Consider the following 23,796-nt stretch of genomic DNA (forward strand, 5'->3'; position numbering starts at 1 on the left):
ATGCGTTCGGCCGCCTGTTACCACGCCGTCGACTCGCACACCGAGGGGATGCCGACCCGGGTTGTCACGGGCGGGGTCGGCGTCCTGCCCGGTGCGACGATGGCCGAGCGGCGACGGCTGTTCATCGAGCAACGCGACCGGCTGCGCACCCTGCTCATGTGCGAGCCGCGCGGGCACGCGGCCATGTCCGGAGCGATACTCCAGCCCCCGACCCGGCCCGACGCCGACTTCGGCGTCCTGTACATCGAGGTCTCCGGCTGCCTGCCCATGTGCGGGCACGGCACGATCGGCGTGGCGACGGTGCTCGTGGAGACGGGCATGGTCGAGGTGGTCGAGCCGGAGACCCTCATCCGCCTGGACACGCCTGCCGGGCTGGTCACGGCACGGGTCGCTGTGCGGGACGGTCGCGCCGAGTCGGTCACCCTGGAGAACGTCGCGTCCTACAGTCACGGGCTGGACCAGGTCGTCGAGGTCGAGGGCTTCGGCCCGGTCCGCTACGACATCGCCTACGGCGGCAACTTCTACGCCATCGTGCGCACCGAGGACCTCGGCATCCCCTTCGACCGGGAGGAGAAGCGTCGGCTGCTCGACGCCGGCCTGGCCGTCATGGAGGCGATCAACACGCAGAATCCGGTGGCGCATCCGGAGGATCCCTCCATAGACGTTTGTCACCACGTCTATCTGGAGGCGCCCGGTTCGACTGCCGAGCACTCGCGGCACGCCATGGCGATCCACCCCGGGTGGTTCGACCGCTCGCCCTGCGGGACGGGAACCAGCGCCCGGATGGCCCAACTGCACGCGCGGGGGCTGCTGCCAACCGGGCGGGACTTCGTCAACGAGTCCCTCATCGGCTCCCGCTTCACCGGCCGGATCCTGGCAGCGACCACGGTCGGCGGCCGGCCCGCCGTACTGCCTTCCGTAACCGGCCGCGCCTGGATCACCGGGACCGCGCAGTACCTGCTCGATCCCACGGACCCCTACCCGGCGGGGTTCACTGTGTGACCGATTGAGCGACCGCGCGATGGGCCGGCCGCCCGTGCGGCGTCCGGTCCATCGCGCCCACCTGTCCGGACGCCACCTGGCGGACCGGCCCACGGCATGTCGAGAGATAAGGGAGCGTGATACGGGTGACACGGGAAAACGTGATGCCGGTGACACGGGAAAAGCCGAAGGCGGCTGACACTTCGGAGGGGCACGGGAGGGCGGAGAAGCCGGAGACGGCGGTGGCGCGCGGGCCGCTGGGCACCGCGCCGATCGAAACGGTGGACTGGCACACCGGGGGCGAACCGTTCCGGATCGTGCCCGAGGCCCCGCCGGCCGTGACCGGGGCCGGGCTCACCGTCGCCGAGCGGCGCACGGCCGCCATGGCCAGCGGCGAGGTCCAGTGGACGCGGGCCCTGCTGTGCAGCGAACCGCGTGGCCACGCCGACATGTACGGGGCCTTCCTGGTGCCGCCGGACGACACCGGCGCCCACTTCGGCGCCCTCTTCTGGCACAAGGACGGCTTCTCCACAGCCTGCGGCCACGGCACGATCGCCCTCGGCGCCTGGGCGGTCGCCTCGGGCCTGGTCCCGGCGTCCGCCGACGGAACGACGGACGTCGTGATCGACGTACCCTCCGGCCGTGTCACGGCGAGCGTGCGCACCGTCGGCGGCCGGGTCGCGGACGTGACATTCATCAACGTCCCCGGCTACGTCCACGCGCGCGGCGTCGAGGTGGCAACCTCGCGCGGAACCGTCGCCGTCGACATCGCCTTCGGCGGCGCCATGTACGCCGTGCTTCCGGTGGAGCGGTTCGGGCTGCGGGTCCGGCCGGAAGACATCCCCCAGCTCATCGCGGCGGGCCGCGAGATCCGCGACGCGCTCAACGCCATCGGCGCCGCCGAACACCCGCAGGATCCCCGGCTGTCCGGCGTCTACGGGACGGTGTTCACCGAAGAGGCCGCCGCACCGGCCCGACGGCCCGACGGCACCCGGCGGTTGCACCACCGCAACGTCACGGTGTTCGCGGACGGTGAGGTCGACCGCTCCCCGTGCGGCTCGGGCACTGCCGCACGGGTCGCGCTGCTCGCCGACGCCAGACAACTGCACCCCGGTGACGAACTGCGGCACGAGTCAGTGGTGGGATCCGTCTTCCGCGCCCGGATCGCCGACCTGACCACCGCCCACGGCTTCCCCGCGGTCGTCCCGGCGGTGACGGGCACGGCGTACGCCACCGGGACCTGCCGCTTCACCGTCGACCCCGACGACACCCTCCTGCCGGGCTTCGTGCTGCGATGACGACAATGCTCGACGAGGAGGACGTGTTCGCGCTCGGCCCGGTCGGCGCCGTCGCCGCAGTCCGGGAAGCACTGGCCAGGGGGCTCGACCCGGACGGCGACGTACCGCGCGCGATCATTCCGCTGGCCCATGGTCAGGGACTGCTCATGCCCTCGGAATCCGGTGGCTGGTTCGGTGTGAAGATCGCCACCGTCGCGCCCGGCAACGCCGCGCGCAGGCTGCGGCGGATCAACGCCACCTATCTGCTGCACGACAGCGCGACCCTGACCCCGGTGGCGCTCCTGGACGGGGTGGCACTGACGACCCTGCGGACCCCCGCCGTCTCGGTCGCGGCCTGCCTGGATCAGCTGTGCGGGCTCGCAGACGCCTGCGGAGGACTGCGTCTGGTGGTCTTCGGTGCGGGCCCCCAGGGGGAGGGGCACGTCACCACGCTACGGGCCCACGTTCCGGTGGCCGACGTCACGGCCGTCACCCGGCGCGGGGGCCCCGTACCTGGATGGGCGGACCGGCATACATCGGCGGACGGCGCGGAAACGGCGGCTCTGGTACGTCGCGCGGATGTCGTCGTCACTGCGACATCCGCCCGTGAACCGGTGTTCGACGGGCGTCTGGTGCGCGACGGTGCGGTGGTGCTGGCGGTCGGCTCGCATGAACCGACCGTGCGGGAAATCGACAGCGCGCTGATGGGTCGCGCTACGGTCCTCGTGGAGAGCCGGGAGACCGCCCTCCGCGAGGCTGGTGACGTCGTGGTGGCGATGCGCGAGGGCTCGCTTGCCCCGGGCTCCCTGGTGACCATGGCGGACCTGATCGGCTCGCGGGCCGTCGCCCCGACCGACCGCCCGCTGGTCGTGAAGACGTGCGGGATGGCCTGGCAGGACCTGGTGGTCGCCGTCGCGGCCTACCGGCGGAAGGAGGGAACCCCGGGGGAGCGGACCTGACCCTTCCGGCCCGCCGGTGCCGGGGCAGTACCTCCGGTCGTGCCGGATGAGCCTCGGCGTCAGCGGGAGCCGAGCGTGCGGGCCGGGCGCTCGGCTCCCCCCTTCCGCGCCGCCCACAGGGTCCGCACATGCGCGAGATGGCGGCGCATGTGCTCCTCGGCGCCGTCCACATCCCCGGCGATCATGATGTCCAGAAGTGCCGTGTGCTCCCGCGCCGACCCCACCAGCGCCCCTTCCTGGGACAGGTCGGCGAGCCCGTAGAGCCGAGAGCGCTTGCGCAGGTCGGCCACCGTCTCAAGGAGGCGGGCGTTCCCCGCGAGGGCGAGCAGGCCGAGATGGAAGCTGTGGTCCGACTCCAGGTAGCCGATCAGGTCGCCCCGGTCCGCGGCGGCCACGATCTCCTCGGCCATCGGCCTCAGCGCCTCCAGCTGCTCGCGTGAGGCGGACCGAGTCACGCGGCCGATGGTGGGGACCTCGATGAGTGCGCGGATCTCGGTGTACTCGTCCAAATCGCGGTCGGAGAGTTCGGTGACGCGGAACCCCTTGTTGCGCACCGCCTCGACCAGGCCCTCGCGGGCGAGATCCAGCATCGCTTCGCGCACGGGCGTGGCGGAGACGCCGTACTCGGCGGCCAGCGTGGGCGCCGAGTAGATCACGCCGGGCTGCAGCTCCCCCGAGATCAGCGCAGCGCGCAGGGCGTTGGCCACCCGGTCGCGCAGGTGCTCCTGCACGGAGAGGAGTTTGCGGGACTTCAGCCCACTCATGCATTCCCTTTCAACGATTTGTTGGTGCACTATACAATGTCACGTTGCGCAGAACCCGGCATCGCCCTTCGACGGACGATGCGGGGTGCGGCAGGCGGTACCCAGGAAATGGCATGGGTCATGGTCCCTGCGGTGTCCGGTGCGCGCGATGGCGCCGGGCCACGTCGCTGCCCGACAGTCGGTCAGCCGTCCAGGAGCCGGGTCATCCGCCCTTCGGCGCCGTCGGACGTACGGGGCGGTGCGGCGGAGGGGGGTCCGTGCCGTTCATCGGGGGGGCGAACGCAGAGATCTTCGGACGGTAATCCGGGCCGGGATCTCCCTGTGCGGTGTGAGGTGCCACTCACATGTCACACATCAATGGCTGCTTGTTCAACGTGCGGCCACGACGGCCCCGGAGGCCCCGACAGATGCGCCCCTCCCGGATATCAACGGCCAACGCGCGCAGGCTCCCTGCGCTCGGCGCCGCATTCTTCATCGCGTTCGGCCTGTTCACTCCGCAGAGCCGGGTCACCCCCGTCGGCACCGTGCCCCAGGCCGGCGTCTGCGCAGCCGGCCCCGCGGCCTCGGTGCCGGACAGCAGGACTTCAGCGGCGTGAGCGTCACCACGCAGTACCAGTGGCCGCTCCACCGGAACTCATCGAGGTCCGCCGAGCAGGGAGGGTCCGCCGGCGTGACGCCGTCGGGAAACGGGGCTCGGGCCGCCGGCTTGCGTGTCCAGGTGAGAGAGCTCCGAGAGCAGGCATGGCCATCCGAGTCCGGGCCGGATGCTCCTGGTGACGCCCCCAGCCACGATTCTGCATTGCGGCCGTTGCGAGGAGGCAGCCGATGGGGCGGGTCGAGAAGTAGCGCGCTGAGCGTGACGCGCGCCGCAGCCCGGGGTCGGCCGGTGACGGCCCCGCCGTTGCCCGCGCTGAGCTCACGGCTGACGAACCGCTCCGGGACCCATTCGCGGCTCTGTTGCCCGAGCGAACAAACGTGAGGGCCCGCCAGTAGGCCGGCGGACCCTCGGCCGAGCACAGGTTGGACGCCCGCCCGGCGAACGGTGTTTTGGAGTTGTTGGGGATTCGGCGGCGGGCGGCGGGGAGCCGTCCGCCGAACGCGTTGAGGACGGCCTTCCAGCCCCTGTAAGTGCCCACAGGCGCGAGCGGTCTGGTGGCGCGCGTTCACTGGCTCGATGGGCGTCGGTCGTGCGGACGAGGCCGTCACGGACCGCCATACAGACGTCTTCGTGCCTCTGCTTTTGACCTGAATGAGGACCCGGCGCCAGTACTTGATGTCTTCGCCGCCGTCGTCGGCTCACAGGCCGAGGATCACCAACAGCTCGCGCCGTGGAGGCCGTGGCCCGTCCCACGGCCCTCGGTCGGCAACGGGCCTGCCCACCACCGGGCCGGATGACCGGTGGAAGGGCGACCGTGGATGCTTCCCGCCTTCATCATGTGATCGATCGGCCGGGGAGGCGGTTGCGGACCGGACTCCCATGCCCGACCCCGGCCCCGGATCAGCTCGCGGCGGAGTCCAGCAGGTGCCCCATCCACTCCTCGATGCCGTCGACCGTGCGCGGCAGGGCGCCCGACATCAGACGGGCGCCGTCCGCCGTGACGACCAGGTCGTCCTCGATGCGCACCCCGATCCCGCGCAGCTCGGCAGGGAGGGTCTCGTCGTCCGGCTGGAGGTAGAGGCCGGGCTCCACCGTGAGGACCTGGCCCTCCTCCAGGACGCCGTCCAGGTAGGTCTCCGACCGGGCCTTCGCGCAGTCGTGGACGTCCAGACCGAGCATGTGACCACTGCTGCACAGCGTGTACCGCCGGTACAGGTCGCCCTCCGCGTTCTTGAGGACACCCCACTCCGCGAGGCCCTCCGCGATCACCCGCATGCCGGCCCGGTGGAAGTCGCGGAAGCTCGCCCCGGGGCGCAGGGCGGCCATCCCCGCGTCCTGGGCGGCGAGGACCAGTTCGTAGACCTGCCGCTGTACCGGGGAGAAGCGGCCCGACAGCGGCAGGGTGCGCGTGATGTCGGCCGTGTACAGGGTGTCGGTCTCCACGCCCGCGTCCAGGAGCAGCAGGTCCTCCCCGTTCAGGCGGCCGTCGTTGCGGATCCAGTGCAGGACGCACGCGTGCGCCCCGGAGGCGGCGATGGTGTCGTAGCCGGTGCCGTTGCCCTCGGCCCGGGCGCGCAGGCCGAAGACCCCCTCGATCCACCGCTCTCCGCGCGGGTGTCCCAGGGCGCGCGGCAGCGCCCGTACGACGTCCTCGAAACCGGCAGCCGTGTGGTCGACGGCCAGCTGCAGTTGGCCGACCTCCCACGTGTCCTTGACCAGGCGCAACTCGGACAGGGCGGCAGCCAGTTCGACGTCGGTGGCGGCGTCGCGGCCCACCGGTGAACCGAGTGCGTCCAGGTGGGCGCAGCGGATGCCGGTGAGGCGCTCGGCCTCCGCCAGGTCGGGGCGGCGGCCCACCCAGAACTCCCCGTAGCGGCGGTCCCGGTAGAACTCCTCGTTCCCGTCCGTCCGCGGCGAGCGCGGCCGCAGGTAGAGGACCGCCTCGTGTCCGTGCGGTCCCGACGGCTCCATGACCAGGACGTGGCCCACCTGGTCCTCGCCGGTCAGCCCGGTCAGCCACGCGTACGCGCTGTGCGGGCGGAAGCGGTGGTCGCAGTCATTGGAGCGGACCCTCAGCTCACCGGCCGGAACGATCAGCCGCTCGCCCGGGAAGCGGGCCGAGAGCCGGGCCCGGCGGGCAGGGGTGAGGTCGTGGCCGGGGACCCGCGCCGTGTCCGGCAGCGGGGACGGGGTCCAGTTCCCCGCCATGAATCGGGACAACTCCGGTGACACCGGCAGGTCGTGGCTGCCGGTGTGGAGACGGGAGGAGGTGTCGGTCATGGAGGCTCCCTCGAGAAGACGTGAACTGGTGGGCGCACAGGCATTGTCAGTGCAATTTCACATTACTATGTTACAGCTCACATCGCGGCGTGTTAATCCCCGTCAAACGTTCGTGCCGCAAGGCAGTTGCTCGCGCCCAACCCCTCCACCTCACCCTTCTCCAACCAGGAGTTCTCGGTGTTCAAGCACGGAGCCGTGCGCTCGTCTCTCCTCGCCTCCGCCGTCGCCGTGGCCCTGCTCGTCACCGCCGGGCAGGCCACCGCGCGGGCCGCGGAATCGGGGACCGTCGTCGGCCCGGCCGCAGCCACGGCGACCGCCACCTTCTCCTTCGGGGCCCCAGCCGTGAACCCCTTCGACGAAGTCGACCGCCTCGCCGCCGCGCAGGAGCACGCCCCTGCGCCCGCCCCCGGCGGGACCGCCCCGACCGGGCAGGTCCCGGGCGCGGCGACGCCCGCCATCGCGCCGGCGTACACCGCCCTCGTGCAACGAGCGGCGGTGTACGTGGGGTCGCGGGCGGCGGTACTGCGGGAGGCCGGGGACCTGCTGGTCCCGGAGGCGGAGGGGGTGATCGGGCCCGGCCGCATCACGGGCACCCTCGCCGATATCGTGTACGCGAGGATCCCGGCGGGCGGGGCGCGAGGCCGTCCACAGCTCTTCAAGGGCATGGGTGCGGCCTGGGAGCATCTTGCCGTGGCGGTCGCACTGTTCAAGGCCGCCGAGGCCAACGGTGAAACGTGACATTGTACGCTGGGCCCTGCACGTCGGCGGGTGGTGAGGGCTCTCGGAGGAAGTAATGGGCGACCTGAAGCAGCGCAGTCTCATCAAGGCCCGGGAACGACTCCGCGACCAGGTCGGCCATGCCCTCCGCGCGGCCCTGATAGCGGGCGAACTGCGCCCGGGCAGCGTCTACTCGGCGCCCGGTCTCGCCGCCGAACTCGGCGTCTCGGCCACTCCCGTGCGCGAGGCCATGCTCGACCTCGCGCGGGAGGGCCTGGTCGAGCCGGTCCGCAACAAGGGTTTCCGCATCACCGAGGTCAGCGAGCGCGACCTCGACCAGTACACCGAACTGCGCACGGTGATCGAGGTCCCCACCATCGGCCGGATCACGAAGATCGCCACGGCGGATCAGCTTGAGGCCCTGCGCCCCATCGCCGAGGAGATCGTCACCAGCGCCCGCGAGCACAACCTGATCGGCTATCTGGAGGCGGACCGGCGCTTCCACCTCACCCTGCTCGGCCTCGCGGGCAACGACCGCCTCGTCGAGACCGTCGGCGACCTGCGCAAGCGCTCCCGCCTCTACGGTCTGACCGGCCTTGACGAGGCCGGCAAGTTGGTCTCCTCGGCGGAGGAGCACGTCGAGCTGCTCGACGTCATGCTCACCGGTGATCCCGGGGCGGCCGAGGCGTGCATGCTGCGCCACCTCGGCCACGTCCGCTCGCTGTGGGCCCAGGGTCGCGACGAGCCGGTCGGCCGGCCGACCGGAGGCCTTGGCTCGTGGATGTGACGGATCAGCAGACTGTGTCGAAGGGGTTCGTACATCTCGGTTTCTGCGCCCTTTCGGCAACCTTCTGCTGATTCGGGAGCAGAGCTTTCGAAGCCGATGCGCCGCGCTCGCGCCGTCGCCGGAGCCCTGCTGACAGTCTCCACGCAGCCCCAGGCCGCCGGTCGCCGCCGCGGGTGTGACCCGCCCAGGGGGACGGCTCATCTCCAAGAGGGCGACACCGGGCGCCGGATGGCGAGTACCACGGAGATCACGACCTGCGCTGTGGTCATCACCCGGTCGAAGTTCGACCTCGACCGGAGGGGCACCGTCCAAGACGGAGTATCCGGACTGCGTCGAGGAGCGCTACGTGGACTTCATGGTGCTGTCGGACCGGGTGCTCGGCCTGACCGCCGGCTCCAGGACTGCGCTCCGGCGCGGCAACACCGAGCCGATCCCGGACGCCGTGGGCCGACGGGCCCGGTGCGGACCGCCTGCCTCACGGTACCGGCGCTGACGCACCGTCCGGGGCGGTGGGCGTTCCGCTGTCCGGGCCCACCCAGCCACCCCTGATTCGAGCTGATTTGGGCACGGCTGGATAACGGCGGTGCGAATCTCTTGTGCAGTGCAATTTCACATTACTATGTTACTGGTCACATCCTAGAGCGCGGCCCTTCACTGGAGTGACCCATGACCAAGCGCACCCAACTCGCCCTCGCCACCGCCCTGGTGGCGACACTCGCACTCGGCGCCTCGGGCTGCTCCGACCCCAAGAAGGGCTCTGCGGGCAACGGCGCCGCAGGCGCCAACCTCGCCGCCGCCAACGAGGGCAAGATCCTCGGCGGGACCCCGGTGAAGGGAGGGACCCTCACCGTCCTGTCCAACCAGGACTTCTCCCACCTCGACCCCGCACGCAACTGGGTCATGCCGACCATGGACTTCGGCACCCGCCTCCTCTACCGCACGCTCGTCACCTTCAAGGCCGAGCCCGGCAAGGGCGGCAGCGAGCTCGTCCCCGACCTCGCCACCGACCTCGGTACCCCCTCCGACGGGGGCCGGACCTGGACCTTCACCCTCAAGGAAGGCGTGAAGTACGAGGACGGCTCACCGATCAAGGCCCAGGACATCAAGTACAACGTCGAGCGTTCCTTCGCCCCCGACCTCACCGGCGGCCCCGACTACGCCGCCCAGTACCTGGCCGGCGCCGAAGGCTACAAGGGCCCCCTCCAGGGGCAGCACCTCGACTCGGTCAAGACTCCCGACGACCGCACGATCGTCTTCGAACTCAAGCGGCCCGTCGCCGAGTTCTCCGCCACCGCCACCCTGCCGACCTTCGCGCCCGTGCCCGCCTCCCAGGAGAAGGGCACCCAGTACGACGCCCGCCCCTTCTCCTCCGGCCCGTACAAGATCGAGAAGTACGACCGCGACAAGAAGCTCGTGCTCGTCCGCAACGAGCACTGGGATCCGAAGACCGACACCGTCCGCAAGGCTTACCCCGACAAGTTCGTCGTCGTCATGGGCCTCAAGGGCGGCCAGATCGACGACCGCATCATCGCCAGCGAGGGCGCCGACGCCTCCGCCGTCCAGTACTCCGACATGCGGCCCGAGAGCGCCCCCAAGGTGCTGCCCAAGCCCGATGTCAAGGCGCGCATGCTCGCCGAGTCCCAGGGCTGCACCGAGATGCTCCATCTCAACAACTCCCGCGCCCCCTTCGACGACCCCAAGGTCCGCGAGGCCATGCAGTACGCCGTCGACAAGGAGGCCGTGGTCACCGCGGGCGGCGGACCGGCCCTCAACGAGGTGGCCACCGCCTACCTGCCCCCGGCCCTCTCCGGCGGCGAGCGGGCCGACACCCTGAAGATCGCCCCCTCCGGCGACCCGGCCAAGGCCAAGGAACTGCTCAAGGCCGCCGGCAAGAAGACCCTCAAGGTCTCCCTCGCCGTCTCCACCGGCGACAAGGGCAAGGCCGAAGCCATCCAGCAGGGCCTGGCCCGCGCCGGCGTCGAGGTCGTCGTCGACACCATCGACCCGGGCGCCTACTACGACGTCATCGGAGACCTCTCCACGACCCCCGACATGACGCTCACCGGCTGGTGCCCCGACTACCCCTCCGGCTCCACCTGGATCCCCTTCGTCTTCGACGGACGCACCATCAAGGAGAAGGGCAACCAGGGCAACCTCGCCCAGTTCCGCAACGAGGCGACCATGAAGCGGATCGACGAGATCAACGCCATGACCGACGCCCGGCAGGCCAACCAGGCATGGATCGACCTCGACGCCGAGATCATGAAGAAGTCCCCGTCCATCCCGGTCCTGCTGCAGCGCAAGCCGCTGCTCGTCGGCGCCAACATCGCGGGCGCCTACGGCCACCCCGTCTGGACCGGCACGATCGACTACGCCTCGGTCGGCCTCAAGGACCCGTCCAAGAGCAAGGGCTGACGGGCCCGCCATGACCGCCACCGCATCCGCCCCCGCAGCCCGCGAGATGAAGGAGGCCCTGCCGGGCAGCAGCCCCTGGCAGCTCGCCCGGCGGGAGCTCCGCCGCCGCCCCGCCGTCCGCGTCAGCCTCTGCGTCGTCCTCCTCTTCGTCCTGATGGCCGTCACCGCCCCCTGGCTGGGCTCGCTCGGCGGCTGGTCCCCCGAGGAGTTCGACAAGTCCGCCGTCGACCCCTACCTCGGCGGCCAGCCCCTCGGCTCCTTCGGCGGGATCAGCCCCGAGCACTGGCTCGGCGTCGAACCCGTCACCGGCCGCGACCTGTTCGCCCGCGTGGTCCACGGCGCCCAGATCTCCCTCCTCATCGCCTTCGCCGCCACCGCCATCGTGGTCGTTGCCGGAACCGCCGCGGGGATCGTCGCCGGCTACTTCGGCGGCCGCATCGACGCCGTCCTGTCCCGGCTGATGGATCTGACCATGTCCTTCCCGTCCCTCATCTTCATGATCGCGATGCTGTCCGTCGCCAAGGACGTCAACCGCATCCTCCTCATGACCGCCGTGATCGGCGTCTTCGGCTGGCCCGGCGTCGCCCGCGTCGTCCGGGGCCAGACCCTCTCCCTCAGAAACCGTGAGTACGTGGACGCCGCCCGCGTCGGCGGCGCCGGCTCCTGGCGGATCCTGACGCGCGACATCCTCCCCGGCGTCTCGGGCCCCGTCATCGCCTACACCACCCTGCTCATCCCCGGAATGATCAGCACCGAGGCCGCCCTCAGCTACCTCGGCGTGGGCGTGCGCCCGCCCACCCCCTCCTGGGGCCAGATGATCGCCGAGTCCGTCGCCTTCTACGAGACCGACCCCATGTACTTCATCATCCCGAGCGTCTTCCTCTTCCTCGCCGTGCTCGCCTTCACCCTGCTCGGCGACGCCCTGCGCGACATCCTCGACCCGAGGGGCGGCCGCACGTGATCCTCTACTTCGCCCGCCGCCTGCTCGCCCTCGCCGGCGTGCTCCTCGCCATCGCCGCCGTCACCTTCCTCATCTTCTACGTCCTGCCCTCCGACCCGGCCGCGGCCGCCTGCGGCAAGACCTGCAGCGCCGAGCGCCTCGCCGACGTACGCGCCTACCTGGGCCTCGACCAGCCCCTGTGGCGGCAGTTCGCCGACTTCCTCACCGGCATCTTCACCGGTCGCACCCTCGGCACCGGCCAGTACGCCGTCGCCTGCGACTTCCCCTGCCTGGGCTATTCGTACGAGAACTCCCTGCCCGTGTGGGACCTGCTCATGGACCGGCTCCCGGTCTCCGCCTCCCTCGCGCTCGGCGCCGCCGTCCTCTGGCTCCTCCTCGGCCTCGGCGCCGGCGTCACCGCGGCCCTGCGCAAGGACACCGTCACCGACAAGGCCCTGATGGTCGGCGCCGTCGCCGCCGCCTCCCTGCCCGTCTACTTCACCTCCGTTCTGCTCATCTACGGGGTCATCCGCGTCGCCGGACTCCTGCCCTACCCCACCTACCAGGCATTCTCCGACGACCCGCTCGCCTGGGCGACCAACCTGCTGCTGCCCTGGACCGCGCTCGCCCTGCTCTACGCGGCCATGTACGCTCGCCAGAGCCGCGGCTCCATGATCGAGGCGATGGCCGAGCCGTACATCCGCACCGCCCGCGCCAAGGGCATGCCCGAGCGCACGGTCGTCGTCAAACACGGGCTGCGCTCCGGAATGACCCCGATCCTCACCATCTTCGGCATCGACCTCGGCGGGCTGCTGGCCGGAGCCGTCATCACCGAGTCCATCTTCGGGCTCCCCGGCATCGGCCGGCTCTTCTACGGGGCGCTGGTCAGCTCCGACCAGCCCGTTGTTCTCGGCGTCACCCTGCTCGCCGCCTTCTTCATCGTCGTCGCCAACCTCGTCGTCGACCTCCTGTACGCCGTCGTCGACCCGAGGGTGAGGTACTGATGGACGCTCCGCTCCTGGAGGTACGCGATCTGCGCGTCACCTTCACCACTCCGCGCGGCACCGTACGGGCCGTCGACTCGCTCGGCTTCACCGTCGAGGCCGGCCGCACCCTCGGCATCGTCGGAGAGTCCGGCTCCGGCAAGTCGGTCACCTCTCTCGCCGTCATGGGCCTGCACCGGACCGGGGCCGAAGTCGCAGGCTCCGTAAGGCTGTCCGGCCGGGAGCTGACGGGCCTGTCCGAGCGGGAGCTCTCCAGGGTCCGCGGCCGCAGCATGGCCATGATCTTCCAGGACCCACTGTCCAGCCTGCACCCCTATTACACGGTCGGCGAGCAGATCGCCGAGCACTACCGGGTGCACTTCAAGGCCCGCCGGGCCGCCGCCCGCCGGAGGGCGGTCGACATGCTCGGCGAGGTCGGCATCCCCGAACCCGCCCGCCGCGCCGGGGAGTACCCGCACCAGTTCTCCGGTGGCATGCGCCAGCGCGCGATGATCGCCATGGCCCTGGCCTGCGAACCCGAACTGCTCATCGCCGACGAACCCACCACCGCCCTCGACGTCACCGTGCAGGCCCAGATCCTGGAACTGATCGCCCGCCTCCAGCAGGAGCGCGGTCTCGGCGTCGTCATGATCACCCACGACCTGGGCGTCGTCGCCCGCGTTGCCCACGAGGTGCTGGTCATGTACGGCGGCCGGGCCGCCGAACAGGCCCCGGCCGACGCCCTGTTCGCCGACCCCGCCCACCCCTACACCCGGGGGCTGCTCGACTCGCTGCCCCGCCTCGACACCGCCGACGACGTGCCGCTGCCCTCCATTCCCGGCTCCCCGCCCTCCTTGCTCATCCCGGCCCCCGGCTGCGCGTTCGCCCCTCGCTGCCCGCGCGCCGCCGGCCCCTGTGTCGACGTACGCCCCGAGCTCCTGGCCCACGGGGACACGAACGGGCCGGCGCGGACAGTGGCCTGCCACCACGCCGGCTCCCAGGCCGCCGAGGAGGCTGCCCGATGACCACCACCGCCACCACCGCCGTCACCGGGACGGACACCTCGGCCGCCGGACCCCTGCTGTCCGTACGGGATCTCACCATGACCTTCCCGGGGAGACGGACCGCGACCGGGCGCCGGGGGGCGCCCGTGCGCGCCGTCGACGGGGTCTCCTTCGACCTGGCGGCCGGGCAGACCCTCGGCCTCGTCGGGGAGTCCGGCTGCGGGAAGTCCACCACCGGCCGCATGCTCGTACGGCTCCTGGAGCCCACCTCGGGCCGGATCGCCTTCGACGGCCGGGAGATCAGCCGGATCTCGCAGCGGGCCCTGCGGCCGCTGCGCCGCGACATCCAGATGGTCTTCCAGGACCCGCACTCCTCCCTCAACCCCCGCCAGACCGTGGCCCGGATCATTGCCGACCCGCTGCTGGTACAGGGCCGGAGCGCTGCCGACGCCCGTCGGCGCGCGGCCGAGCTGATGGAGCTGGTCGGCCTGATCCCTGAGCACATCGACCGCTACCCGCACGAGTTCTCCGGCGGCCAGGCCCAGCGCATCGGCATCGCCCGCTCGCTGGCCACCGGTCCCCGCCTGATCGTGGCCGACGAGCCGGTGTCAGCCCTCGACGTCTCCGTCCAGGCCCAGATCGTCAACCTGATGGAACGGCTCCGCGCGGAACTCGGCCTCGCCTACGTGTTCATCGCGCACGACCTCTCGGTGGTCAAGCGGGTCAGCGACCGCGTCGCCGTCATGTACCTCGGCCGAATCGTTGAGATCGGAGACAAGAAGTCCCTCTACGAGAACCCCCAGCACCCCTACACACGAGCGCTGTTGTCCGCCGTACCCCTGCCCGACCCGGCGGCGGAACGACGCAGGGAGCGGATCGTGCTGCTCGGCGACCCGCCGAGCCCGGCCGCCCCGCCCCCGGGCTGCACCTTCCACCCGCGTTGCCCCAAGGCGCGGGAGATCTGCCGCACCGAGCGGCCGTTGCTGCAGCTCGCCGCCTCACGCGAGGTGGCGTGTCACTTCCCGGGTGACTGACGGGGATCACGGGAAGAAACGAGGCAGGGCCCCGGGGACGAAGGCGTCCCCGGGGCCCTGCCGTCGTTACCGCGTCCCCGGGCGCTGCGGCCCGAGTTCGCGGCGGAAGAACTCCAGCTCCAGCGCCATCACCTTCTCCCGGGCCCCGCCCGGGGTCATGTGGGTGACACCGGGCAGGGCGAGCAGCTGGTGCGGGCGGCCCGCGTCGGTCAGGGACTGCGAGAGCCGTAGGGTGTGCGAGGGGTGCACGTTGTCGTCGGCCAGGCCGGTGACCAGCAGCAGCGGCCGCGACAGCGCGGCGGCGTCGGGGATGAGGGAGTCCCGTTCGTAGACCTCGGGGTTCTCCTGGGGCAGGCCCAGGTACCGCTCGGTGTACGCCGTGTCGTAGTACCGGAAGTCGGTCGGCGCGGCCCCGGCCGCGGCGGCGTGGAAGACGTCAGGGCGGCGGAGCACCGCCATCGCAGACAAGTAGCCGCCGTACGACCAGCCGCGGATGCCGACCCGGCCGAGGTCGAGGTCTAGGTGGCGGGCGGCCAGCGCGTGCAGCGCCGCGACCTGGTCCTCCAGGGTGACCTCGGAGAAGCCCCGGTACATGGCGTGGGTGTGGGCGGGGGAGACGTACGCGGTCCCGCGGTTGTCCACGGTCACCACCGCGAAGCCCTGGTCGGCCCACCACTGGCGGTGCTGCCAGCGGCGCGGCTCGGCGCAGACGTCCTGCATGCCGGGGCCGCCGTAGCTGTCCATGAGGACGGGCAGCCGCGTGCCGGGGACGTGGTCGCGGGGCAGGACCAGGGCAGTGGGGACGGCGTGCTCGGTGACCCGCTCCAGGACGGGCTCGACCCGGTACGGCAGCGGCTGCGACAGGTCGGCGGGGCGCAGCTCCCGGCCGTCGACGGTGCGTACGGTGTGCCGGATCCCGTCGGCGTCGGCGGTGGTCAGCAGCAGGCTCCCGGAGCCGGCCCGGACGCTGTGCACCCCGGGCCCGTCGGCGAGCGGGGTGAGGGCGCCGGTGGCGGGGTCGAGGAGCAGCACCTGCTGTTCGGCGGGATCGCGCTGCCCGGCCTCGATCAGCAGCTGCCCCTCGTGGACGCCGGCCACGGCACGCACCTGGATGCCGTCGCCGGTGAGCAGGACCCCGTCCACCGCGAGGGCGCGGGCGGTTCCGCCGGGGGTGTCGGCTGCGGTCAGCATCCGTCCGTCGGGGAGGCGTGCCGGGGTGCCGGGGAGGAGCGGATCCACCCAGTGGGGGTGCGTGGTCCGCGACAGCTCCCGGGTCCTGCCGGTCGCCGGGTCGGCGGAAAGCAGGAGCACGGTCTGCTGGAGCCGGTCCTGGACGGTCAGCAGGATCTCGTCCGCCGCCTCCCACCCGGCATCGGAGACGTACGGGTACGTCCCGGCATCCCATTCCAGCCGGGTCCGCGCGCCGTCCGGGCCCAGTACCCACAGCTCGACGCGGGCATTGGGGCCGCCCGCCTCGGGGTACGCGAAGTCCTCGCCCGGTAGATCCGGGCGCGCCGGGTCGGCGAACCAGCGTCGGGGGAGGGCGGATTCGTCGACGCGGGCGGCGAGCAGGGTGACCCCGTCGGGGGACCACCAGTGACCGCGGGAGCGGCCCAGCTCTTCGGCGGCGGCGAACTCGGCGAGCCCCCAGCGGGCTCCGTCGGCGGGGCTGACGCGGCCGCCGGGGGCGACGTGGAGGGCCTCGCCGCTGACGTACGCGGTGCGGGAGCCGTCGGCGTTGGGGCGGGGGTCCACGGCCGGACCGGCGGTGGGTATCTCCTCGGGGCCGCGGGCGGAGGCGGTGGAGACATTGGCCTGGACTCCATAGAGCCGTCCGTAGAGGGCGAAGACGGCGCGTCGGCCGTCACCGGAGAGGGCGTAGCCTCCGATGCCGGTGGCGACGAGCCGGGTCCGCTCGCGCAGCCTGCGTTCGGCGAGGGGGAGGGGGCCGGGGAGGTCGCCCGGCCCGGTCCACAGGGCGCGGGGGTCGGCGAGCAGGGTCTCGTCGCCAGTGGCGGTGTCGAGAACCCAGAGGCTGTCGACGGGGTCCGTGGGTCCGGTTGAGCGCAGGAACCAGAGGAGGCGGCCGTCGTCCCCGAAGGAGAAGGCGCGAGGGGCGCCGTGGGTGAACCTGGCGGTGCTCGCGGAGAGTCTGAGGAAATCATCCATGACCGTAGTGTCACATGTGAAATACCACATTGCCTTGCTCGGCGACGGAGGTCGGTCGGGAATCCATGGTGGGGTGCAGACGATCAGGTCGGCGCGGCCCTCGGGAGCGGGCCGTGGCACGCGGTTCCACCCGCTTGAACCGGCCCGCGATCCGGGCCATGGCCCGGTCGAACATCGCCAGCCGACGGGCGGCGTCAATGCTGTGACCCGCGGCCACCGCATGATCTTCAGGAGTCCACACAACCCCCGATGATCACGCGGCGGCCGTTGCCGTTCCCACCCGGCCCCGGCGACACCCGTACACCAGCCCGCTGTATGCCGATCGGCGGGCTGGTGTAAGGGCAGTGGAGCCCTGGGGGTGTCAGCCCAGCGGAAGCTCCAGCTTGGCCTCGTTCCCGCTCACGGAGCCGACCGTAGTGGTGGTGAGGGCGGGGAGGCCGGAGCCCGCGTGGGAGTACAGCGGGTCACGGCTGTTGATCACCAGGGCGAGGCGGTGCCCGACCGGCAGGTCGTAGGAGACGGCCTGGAGGAGCCAGGCGATCGTGGTATCGACCTTCGGGGTCAGGTCGGTGGCCGTGTACGGCTCGTGGGTGATGATCCGGGCGGTGCCGTCCGGGGCGACATCGTACAGGTAGGCGACCACCGTGGCGGCGTCGGTGCTGCTGCGCACGGTGAGCTGCACGGTGGCGGTGCCCCGGATCCGGCGGGCCACCTCGCCGGAGCCGGTCAGCGGGTCGGTCGACCAGACCAGCAGCTGGTCGCGTTCGAAGTTCGCCGGCTCGTACGTCTTGGGGTTGCCGAACCACTCCTGCTGCCCGGTCCTGAGCAGCTCGCCCGCGACGGAGGAGGTGAGGGCGCCCGCTGCGAAGTCCCGCGACCAGCCGACGGTCGGCTTGTCGGTCAGCGCGCCGTCACCGGTGTCGCCGGCGCCGGTGAGATACCAGTCCTCGCTGCCGGTGGTGAACTCGTGCCAGGCCTCGTACGTCTCGCGGCGGGCCGGGACGGTGATCAGGTTGGTGCCGCCTGGGTTGGCGACCGTCTGGTAGGTGAACATGCCCTGGCTGCTCACCGTCGGCCAGTTCGGCACGCCGTTGTCCACGCCGAGCAGGTGGTGGTCCAGCCACTCGTAGGCCTCCCGCGTCGGCTCCGCCAGCCCGGGGAACGGCAGGCCGGTGACCAGCCCGGCCAGGCCGGGGCCCTCGGGGGCGCCATGGTCGCCGATCCACAGGTTCAGCCGCTTCGGGACGATGAGCCGCTCGAAGAGTTCGACCACCGGGTTGACCGGGAACAGCGTCTCGTGCCAGGTGTTCGAGATGAACGTCGGGATGTTCCGCGCGTTCGTCTGGTCGACGTAGGCCTGCGGGGAGCGCTCGGTGCCCCAGGCGACCACCTCGTCGAGGTTCTGCCCGTTCAGGAAGTCCTTGAGGATCTGCTGCGTCGCCTCGTCGAACTTCTCCTCCAACGGGCCGCCGGTGAAGTCGATCAGCGCCTGCACGGCCTCCAGGTGCCGGGTGCCGTTGTTGTACAGGCTGGTGGCGAGGTTCCCCCAGGTGCTCAGCGCGACCACGGCGTCGACCCGGCCGGCCGGGTCGTGCGCGGCGACCAGCTGGCTGATCCCGGAACCGTAGGACTCGCCGAGGAAGCCGGTCCGGCTGGGGCCGAGGGTCTGCTGCGCGTAGTCGATCACGTACGAGCCGTCGGCCCAGTCGTTGGGCCCGGCCACGTCGACGAAACCCTCGGAGGTCGACAGCCAGCCCTTGATACCGATGCCGCGCGGGGAGTAGGCCAGCACGTGGTAGCCGCGCTGCGCCAGCTTGAGGTAGGCGTAAAGGAAGGGCAGCCAGCCGTACGGGTTCCAGCCGGCGGGCACGATCACCACGGGGTGCGGGGCGTCGTCCTTCAGCTTGATCGAGAACGCCGACAGCCGGGTGCCGTCGTGCGAGACGATGCGGGGGAGCGCGATCCTGGCGTTCCGCTGGACCTCGGTCACCAGCTCCGAGAGCTCCGGCGGGAGCTCGACGCCCTCCTCACCCCGAAGCGAGGCGAGCAACGCCCGGGACACATCGACGACGGCCTGGCTGACGCTGTGGCCAGGGCCCCAGACGCCGTTGGTGGCGATGTCGGTGAGAGTCGCTTCGGTGACCGACGGAGTCGGGCCACTGGTCATTCGGAACCACCTTCTCTGTGAACGGATGCCGATTGCCATCATGATTCAGATCAGAGAGAAGCAAACTGATGTGTCATCAACATTCGTCGAAACTAGTGATGTTGGTGCGATATGCACTATCACCCGCCTCACCTGCGCTACGCACTCCGGAACTTGGCGCCCCACTGCTCCGCCCGCATAATTCCGGAGCGCAGGCTCCACGAATGGCGTCTGTACAGTCCGCTGCACCTACTGCGTTGCCGCGCACAGCACGCTTGCCCACCGTAACGACGTGCCCGCCGAGGTCACTGACGCCATCCGCGACGGCCGGCCGCTCCCCGACGTCCGCCTGGCCGCACTCGCCGCCTTCACCTCCGTGTGATCGCCGTGAGTCCATACAACCCTTGATGACGGCCGGGCAGGACATCCACCGGTTGCGGCACTGGCACAAGGCGAAGCTGGATGAGCCGGGGGACATTCCACGCGTGGCGGTGGAGGCCCGAATGGGGCATGAGCTTCCAGGTGTGGAGGGTGTGTACAGCGAGGTGACGGTTGCGATGGAGGAGAGGATCGGGGAGTACCTTCAACGTGTATGGGAGAAAGAAGTAGTGGGTGCGGGGTTGTGGACGCCTCCTTTTCCCACGCCGCTCCCAGATGACGTGCACGATGCTGCTCCGCCCCTGTTCAGCGGCCTACCGGTTCTGGAGTATGAATGATCATTTGGATCAACGGTGCTTTCAGCGCGGGAAAGACGAGCGCCGCACGCGAGCTGGTCGATCTGATCCCGAACAGCACCTTCTACGACCCCGAGCTGATCGGCGCGGGTCTGCGGGACCTGCTGCCCCAGAAGAGGCTCGCCGAGGTGACGGACTTCCAGGACCTGCCGATCTGGCGGCGGCTGGTGGTGGACACGGCCGCGGCACTGCTGGCAGAGGTCTCCGGCGTGCTGGTGGTGCCGATGACGTTGCTGCGACAGGACTACCGGGACGAGATATTCGGGGGTCTCGCCTCTCGGCGCATACCGGTGCGCCACATCCTGCTCTCGCCTGAGGAAACGATCCTGCGTCAACGCATCGCCGACCGGGTGGAGTTCGCGGACGACCCGGAGCACAGCGAGCGGGTCCGGCAGTGGGCCCACGAGCACATAGGTCCCTACCGTGCGGCGCTCGGCTGGCTCACCCGCGATGCCCACGCCATCGACACCAGTGCGCTCACCCCGTACGAGACGGCCGAGCGCATAGCCGAGGCCGTGCGCACCGGAGCGGCCCCCGCCTGCGAGATCGTGCAAACCCCCGCCCCGACCGCGGAGACCGTCGCGGCCGGTGTGCTGCTCTTCGACGAACGCGGCAGGGTGCTGCTCGTCGACCCGACGTACAAGCCCGGCTGGGAATTCCCGGGCGGGGTGGTCGAGGCGGGCGAGGCGCCGGCACAGGCCGGGATCCGTGAGGTGGCGGAGGAGATCGGCATCCAGCTCGACCGGGTGCCCAAGCTCCTCGTCATCGACTGGGAGGCGCCCGCCCCGCCCGGCTACGGCGGGCTCAGGTTGCTCTTCGACGGCGGGCTGCTGCCCGGCGCGGACGCCCAGCATCTCCTGCTGCCGGGCTCGGAGCTGCGTGGCTGGCGGTTCGTCACCGAGGAGGAGGCCGCGACGATGCTGCCCCCCACCCGTTACGCACGGCTGCGCTGGGCACTGCGGGCCCGGGAACGGTCCACCGTGCTCAATCTGGAGGCCGGTGTTCCGGTCGGCTGAGACGCACCGGGAGGCATCGGCGGCGGTGCGGCGGACCGCTCGTGCCCGCCGTCGGGCGCGCGCCCATCGGCGAACACGGCCGACGGCCGACAGCGGTGTGCAACGGCCCGGGGGCCCCGGGCCGTTGCCGGGGCCGTTCCCCGATGCCGGTCAGGACTGCTTGGACTCCGCGTAGTTGCGCAGGAACAGCGCTTCGGCGAGCGACAGTCGCTCCAGCTCCTCGGGCGACACGCTCTCGTTCACCGCGTGGATCTGCGCCTCCGGCTCGCTCAGACCGATCAACAGGATCTCGGCCTCCGGGTAGAGGGCGGCGAGTGTGTTGCAGAGCGGGATGGAGCCCCCCATCCCGGACGTCTGCATCTTCTCGCCCGGGTACGCGGCCTCCATGGCCCGCGCCATCGACGTGTAGGCCGGGCTCGAGGTGTCCGCGCGGAAGGGCTGGCCCTGGCCGACCTGTTCGACCGACACCCTCGCCCCCCACGGGGCGTGCGCCCGGAGGTGCGCGGTCAGCAGTTCGGTCGCCGCGGCGGCATCCTGGCCGGGCGGCACCCGCAGGCTGATCTGGGCCCGCGCGCTCGCCTGGAGCGAGGGGGTCGCGCCGACCACCGGCGGGCAGTCGATACCGATGACGGTGACGGCGGGACGGGCCCAGATCCGGTCGGCGACCGTACCCGTGCCGATCAGTTCGACGCCGTCGAGGACCTTCGCGTCCTTCCGGAAGTCCCCCTCGGGGTACTGCAGGCCTTCCCACTCGGCGTCCGCGGTGAGACCGTCGACGGTCGTGGTGCCGTCCTCGGCGCGCAGCGACGCCAGCAACTGGATCATCGCGGCCAGCGCGTCCGGCGCGGCGCCTCCGAACTGGCCGGAATGCAGGTTCCCCTCAAGGGTGTCGAGGGTGACCCGCAGCATCGTCATGCCGCGCAGCGTGGCGGTGACCGTCGGCAGGCCGACACGGAAGTTGCCGGTGTCGCCGATGACGATCGTGTCGGCGGTCAGCAGTTCGGGGTGCGCCTCGGCATAGCGTTCCAGACCGCCGGTGCCCTGCTCCTCGGAGCCTTCCGCGATCACCTTGACCGAGACCGGAACTCCGCCGTCGGCCTTGAGGGCGCGCAGCGCGAGGAGGTGCATGATGAAGCCGCCCTTGCAGTCGGCGGCGCCGCGGCCGAACCAGCGGCCGTCGCGCTCGGTCAGCTCGAACGGCGGGGAGAGCCAGGCGGACTCGTCGAGCGGCGGCTGCACGTCGTAGTGCGCGTAGAGCAGCACCGTCGGGGCGCCGACGGGGCCGGGCAGGAGGCCGTACACCGACTGCGTCCCGTCGGGGGTGCCGAGCAGGGCGACATCCTGGAAGCCCTCGGCGCGGAGCGCGTCGGCGACCCAGTTCGCGGCCGCCTCGCACTCGCTCCTCGGGAACTGCGCGGGATCCGCCACCGACTGGAAGGCCACCAGCTCGGCAAGCTCAGCCTTGGCGCGCGGCATCAGCGAGGCGATGGTCTCGGAGATCGGACGGGCGGTCATGGGCACGCTCCTGGTGGGTGCGACGTTATGTGTACGGATCCGGGTGCGTGCACATCGGGATGCGAGGTGCACGCAGGGCGAACGCACGGTCGATCCTCCCACAGGGGGAGCCGGGCCGGGCGAGCCGTAGGATGCCGGGAGCAGCATGGGCCATTGGTGGGATCGGGAGCAGAAGCACATCGTGAGCAGCGAGAACGCAGACGCCGGACGTGAGCGCGAAGAGTCGACCGTGTGGGACGTCGTCGTAGTCGGTGGTGGACCGGCCGGAGCCTCCGCGGCCTACGCGGCTGCGGTCGCCGGCCGACGGGTACTGCTCCTCGAGAAGTCGGAACTGCCCCGCTACAAAACGTGTGGTGGCGGAATCATCGGATTCTCACGGGATTCGTTGCCGCCCGGGTTCGAGCTGCCGCTGCGGGACCGGGTCCACGCGGTCACGTTCTCGCTCAACGGCAGGCTGGCGCGGACCCGTCGTTCCAAGCGGATGCTCTTCGGGCTCATCAACCGTCCCGAGTTCGACGCGGGACTGGTCGAGGAGGCGCAGAAGGCGGGCGCCGAACTCCGTACCGGGGTCACGGTGACGAGGGTGGAGCAGCACGGTGCCGCCGTGCCGGACCGGCGGACGGTCGCCGTGGTGCTGTCCGGCGGGGAGACGGTCCTGGCCCGCGCGGTCGTCGGTGCCGACGGCAGCGCGGGGCGGATCGGAGCCCATGTCGGTGTGAAGCTCGACCAGGTGGACCTCGGCCTGGAGGCGGAGATCCCGGTTCCGGAAACGGTCGCCGAGGACTGGGCGGGCCGGGTGCTGATCGACTGGGGCCCCATGCCCGGCAGTTACGGCTGGGTGTTCCCCAAGGGGGACACCCTCACCGTCGGCGTGATCTCGGCGCGCGGTGACGGCGCGGGGACCAAGCGGTACCTGGAGGACTTCATCGCCCGGCTCGGGCTCGCCGGGTTCGAGCCGAAGATCTCCTCCGGACATCTGACCCGCTGCCGTAGCGAGGACTCCCCGCTGTCGCGCGGACGGGTGCTGGTGTGCGGCGACGCGGCGGGCCTGCTGGAGCCGTGGACCCGCGAGGGCATTTCCTTCGCGCTGCGGTCGGGGAGGCTCGCCGGCGAGTGGGCGGTCCGGGTCGCGGAGTCGCACGACGCGGTGGACGCCCGGCGTCAGGCGCTCAACTACGCCTTCGCCATCAAGGCCGGCCTGGGCGTCGAGATGGGCGTCGGCCGTCGCATGCTGAAGCTGTTCGAGCGGCGTCCCGGCGTGCTGCACGCGGTGCTGACGGGGTTCCGCCCGGCCTGGAACGCGTTCGCCGGAATCACTCGGGGGACGACGTCGCTGGGCGAGCTGGTCCGTACGCATCCGCTGGCGCAGCGGGCGCTGTCGGCGATGGACCGGTAGGTCCGGCCCGGTCCGGAAGACGTCGACGGGGCAGCCCGGACGGACCGGCGGGCGGCCCGGAGGCGCCGACAGATCCGGTCC

Annotated in this window: 18 protein-coding genes; 13 read left to right on the forward strand and 5 right to left on the reverse strand. The window is 71.3% G+C overall.

Going from position 1 to position 23,796, the window contains the following annotated elements:
- The 3 genes from ACFC79_RS10830 (at window position 1) to ACFC79_RS10840 (ending at window position 3,217) form a co-directional block, all read left to right on the forward strand.
- Window positions 1-1,002, forward strand: coding sequence for a proline racemase family protein (locus ACFC79_RS10830; protein ID WP_376237923.1), 1,002 nt, complete (start codon window positions 1-3; stop codon window positions 1,000-1,002).
- A gap of 221 nt (window positions 1,003-1,223) precedes the next feature.
- Window positions 1,224-2,279, forward strand: a complete 1,056-nt coding sequence (locus tag ACFC79_RS10835; RefSeq protein ID WP_376238307.1) for a proline racemase family protein — start codon at window positions 1,224-1,226, stop codon at window positions 2,277-2,279.
- On the forward strand, window positions 2,276-3,217 hold the full coding sequence (locus ACFC79_RS10840; protein WP_376237926.1) for an ornithine cyclodeaminase family protein: 942 nt from the start codon (window positions 2,276-2,278) through the stop codon (window positions 3,215-3,217). The genes ACFC79_RS10835 and ACFC79_RS10840 overlap by 4 nt, the downstream gene beginning before the upstream one ends.
- 59 nt (window positions 3,218-3,276) lie before the next feature.
- Here ACFC79_RS10840 and ACFC79_RS10845 read toward each other — a convergent pair whose 3' ends face one another.
- Together ACFC79_RS10845 and ACFC79_RS10850 are read right to left on the reverse strand one after the other, a co-directional pair.
- Entirely contained in the window at window positions 3,277-3,981 is a 705-nt protein-coding gene (locus ACFC79_RS10845) for a GntR family transcriptional regulator (protein ID WP_376237929.1), read from the reverse strand.
- Window positions 3,982-5,479: 1,498 nt separating this feature from the next.
- Window positions 5,480-6,859, reverse strand: coding sequence for an aminopeptidase P family protein (locus ACFC79_RS10850; protein WP_376237932.1), 1,380 nt, complete (start codon window positions 6,857-6,859; stop codon window positions 5,480-5,482).
- Window positions 6,860-7,036: 177 nt separating this feature from the next.
- Between ACFC79_RS10850 and ACFC79_RS10855 the strand changes: the two genes are divergently transcribed.
- The 8 genes from ACFC79_RS10855 (at window position 7,037) to ACFC79_RS10890 (ending at window position 14,739) form a co-directional block, all read left to right on the forward strand.
- Window positions 7,037-7,597 (forward strand): hypothetical protein, encoded by a 561-nt coding sequence (locus tag ACFC79_RS10855; protein WP_376237935.1) that lies wholly within the window; start codon window positions 7,037-7,039, stop codon window positions 7,595-7,597.
- A gap of 55 nt (window positions 7,598-7,652) precedes the next feature.
- Window positions 7,653-8,363, forward strand: coding sequence for a GntR family transcriptional regulator (locus ACFC79_RS10860; RefSeq protein WP_376237938.1), 711 nt, complete (start codon window positions 7,653-7,655; stop codon window positions 8,361-8,363).
- 346 nt (window positions 8,364-8,709) lie between these two features.
- Entirely contained in the window at window positions 8,710-8,856 is a 147-nt protein-coding gene (locus tag ACFC79_RS10865) for a hypothetical protein (protein ID WP_376237940.1), read from the forward strand.
- A gap of 173 nt (window positions 8,857-9,029) precedes the next feature.
- Entirely contained in the window at window positions 9,030-10,778 is a 1,749-nt protein-coding gene (locus ACFC79_RS10870; RefSeq protein WP_376237943.1) for an ABC transporter substrate-binding protein, read from the forward strand.
- 10 nt (window positions 10,779-10,788) lie between these two features.
- Entirely contained in the window at window positions 10,789-11,739 is a 951-nt protein-coding gene (locus tag ACFC79_RS10875) for an ABC transporter permease (protein ID WP_376237946.1), read from the forward strand.
- Window positions 11,736-12,722: an ABC transporter permease gene (locus tag ACFC79_RS10880; protein WP_376237948.1), complete on the forward strand. Its 987-nt coding sequence runs from the start codon at window positions 11,736-11,738 to the stop codon at window positions 12,720-12,722. The genes ACFC79_RS10875 and ACFC79_RS10880 overlap by 4 nt, the downstream gene beginning before the upstream one ends.
- Complete coding sequence (locus tag ACFC79_RS10885; protein WP_376237951.1) at window positions 12,722-13,726, forward strand: ABC transporter ATP-binding protein; 1,005 nt, start codon at window positions 12,722-12,724, stop codon at window positions 13,724-13,726. The genes ACFC79_RS10880 and ACFC79_RS10885 overlap by 1 nt, the downstream gene beginning before the upstream one ends.
- Complete coding sequence (locus ACFC79_RS10890) at window positions 13,723-14,739, forward strand: ABC transporter ATP-binding protein (protein WP_376237954.1); 1,017 nt, start codon at window positions 13,723-13,725, stop codon at window positions 14,737-14,739. Before ACFC79_RS10885 ends, ACFC79_RS10890 begins: the two co-directional genes overlap by 4 nt.
- A 66-nt stretch (window positions 14,740-14,805) precedes the next feature.
- Here ACFC79_RS10890 and ACFC79_RS10895 read toward each other — a convergent pair whose 3' ends face one another.
- Window positions 14,806-16,908, reverse strand: coding sequence for a prolyl oligopeptidase family serine peptidase (locus ACFC79_RS10895; protein ID WP_376237956.1), 2,103 nt, complete (start codon window positions 16,906-16,908; stop codon window positions 14,806-14,808).
- A 361-nt stretch (window positions 16,909-17,269) separates the two neighbouring features.
- Entirely contained in the window at window positions 17,270-19,075 is a 1,806-nt protein-coding gene (locus tag ACFC79_RS10900; protein WP_376237959.1) for an alpha/beta fold hydrolase, read from the reverse strand.
- A gap of 691 nt (window positions 19,076-19,766) precedes the next feature.
- On the opposite strand from ACFC79_RS10900, the gene ACFC79_RS10905 reads away from it, so the two are divergent.
- On the forward strand, window positions 19,767-20,804 hold the full coding sequence (locus ACFC79_RS10905; RefSeq protein WP_376237962.1) for an NUDIX domain-containing protein: 1,038 nt from the start codon (window positions 19,767-19,769) through the stop codon (window positions 20,802-20,804).
- 150 nt (window positions 20,805-20,954) lie between these two features.
- Here ACFC79_RS10905 and ACFC79_RS10910 read toward each other — a convergent pair whose 3' ends face one another.
- Window positions 20,955-22,319 (reverse strand): dipeptidase, encoded by a 1,365-nt coding sequence (locus ACFC79_RS10910; RefSeq protein WP_376237964.1) that lies wholly within the window; start codon window positions 22,317-22,319, stop codon window positions 20,955-20,957.
- Window positions 22,320-22,500: 181 nt separating this feature from the next.
- Between ACFC79_RS10910 and ACFC79_RS10915 the strand changes: the two genes are divergently transcribed.
- Window positions 22,501-23,715 (forward strand): geranylgeranyl reductase family protein, encoded by a 1,215-nt coding sequence (locus ACFC79_RS10915; RefSeq protein ID WP_376237966.1) that lies wholly within the window; start codon window positions 22,501-22,503, stop codon window positions 23,713-23,715.
- Window positions 23,716-23,796: the final 81 nt, after the last annotated feature.

This window comes from Streptomyces sp. NPDC056061, from assembly GCF_042266885.1.
In the GTDB taxonomy this organism is placed as follows: domain Bacteria; phylum Actinomycetota; class Actinomycetes; order Streptomycetales; family Streptomycetaceae; genus Streptomyces.

Coding starts and splice junctions, on each gene's coding strand:
- ACFC79_RS10830 (WP_376237923.1), top strand. CDS start 1: ATGCGTTCGGCCGCCTGTTACCACGCCGTCGACTCGCACACCGAGGGG.
- ACFC79_RS10840 (WP_376237926.1), top strand. CDS start 2,276: ATGACGACAATGCTCGACGAGGAGGACGTGTTCGCGCTCGGCCCGGTC.
- ACFC79_RS10845 (WP_376237929.1), bottom strand. CDS start 3,981: ATGAGTGGGCTGAAGTCCCGCAAACTCCTCTCCGTGCAGGAGCACCTG.
- ACFC79_RS10850 (WP_376237932.1), bottom strand. CDS start 6,859: ATGACCGACACCTCCTCCCGTCTCCACACCGGCAGCCACGACCTGCCG.
- ACFC79_RS10860 (WP_376237938.1), top strand. CDS start 7,653: ATGGGCGACCTGAAGCAGCGCAGTCTCATCAAGGCCCGGGAACGACTC.
- ACFC79_RS10870 (WP_376237943.1), top strand. CDS start 9,030: ATGACCAAGCGCACCCAACTCGCCCTCGCCACCGCCCTGGTGGCGACA.
- ACFC79_RS10875 (WP_376237946.1), top strand. CDS start 10,789: ATGACCGCCACCGCATCCGCCCCCGCAGCCCGCGAGATGAAGGAGGCC.
- ACFC79_RS10885 (WP_376237951.1), top strand. CDS start 12,722: ATGGACGCTCCGCTCCTGGAGGTACGCGATCTGCGCGTCACCTTCACC.
- ACFC79_RS10890 (WP_376237954.1), top strand. CDS start 13,723: ATGACCACCACCGCCACCACCGCCGTCACCGGGACGGACACCTCGGCC.
- ACFC79_RS10895 (WP_376237956.1), bottom strand. CDS start 16,908: ATGGATGATTTCCTCAGACTCTCCGCGAGCACCGCCAGGTTCACCCAC.
- ACFC79_RS10900 (WP_376237959.1), bottom strand. CDS start 19,075: ATGACCAGTGGCCCGACTCCGTCGGTCACCGAAGCGACTCTCACCGAC.
- ACFC79_RS10905 (WP_376237962.1), top strand. CDS start 19,767: ATGATCATTTGGATCAACGGTGCTTTCAGCGCGGGAAAGACGAGCGCC.
- ACFC79_RS10910 (WP_376237964.1), bottom strand. CDS start 22,319: ATGACCGCCCGTCCGATCTCCGAGACCATCGCCTCGCTGATGCCGCGC.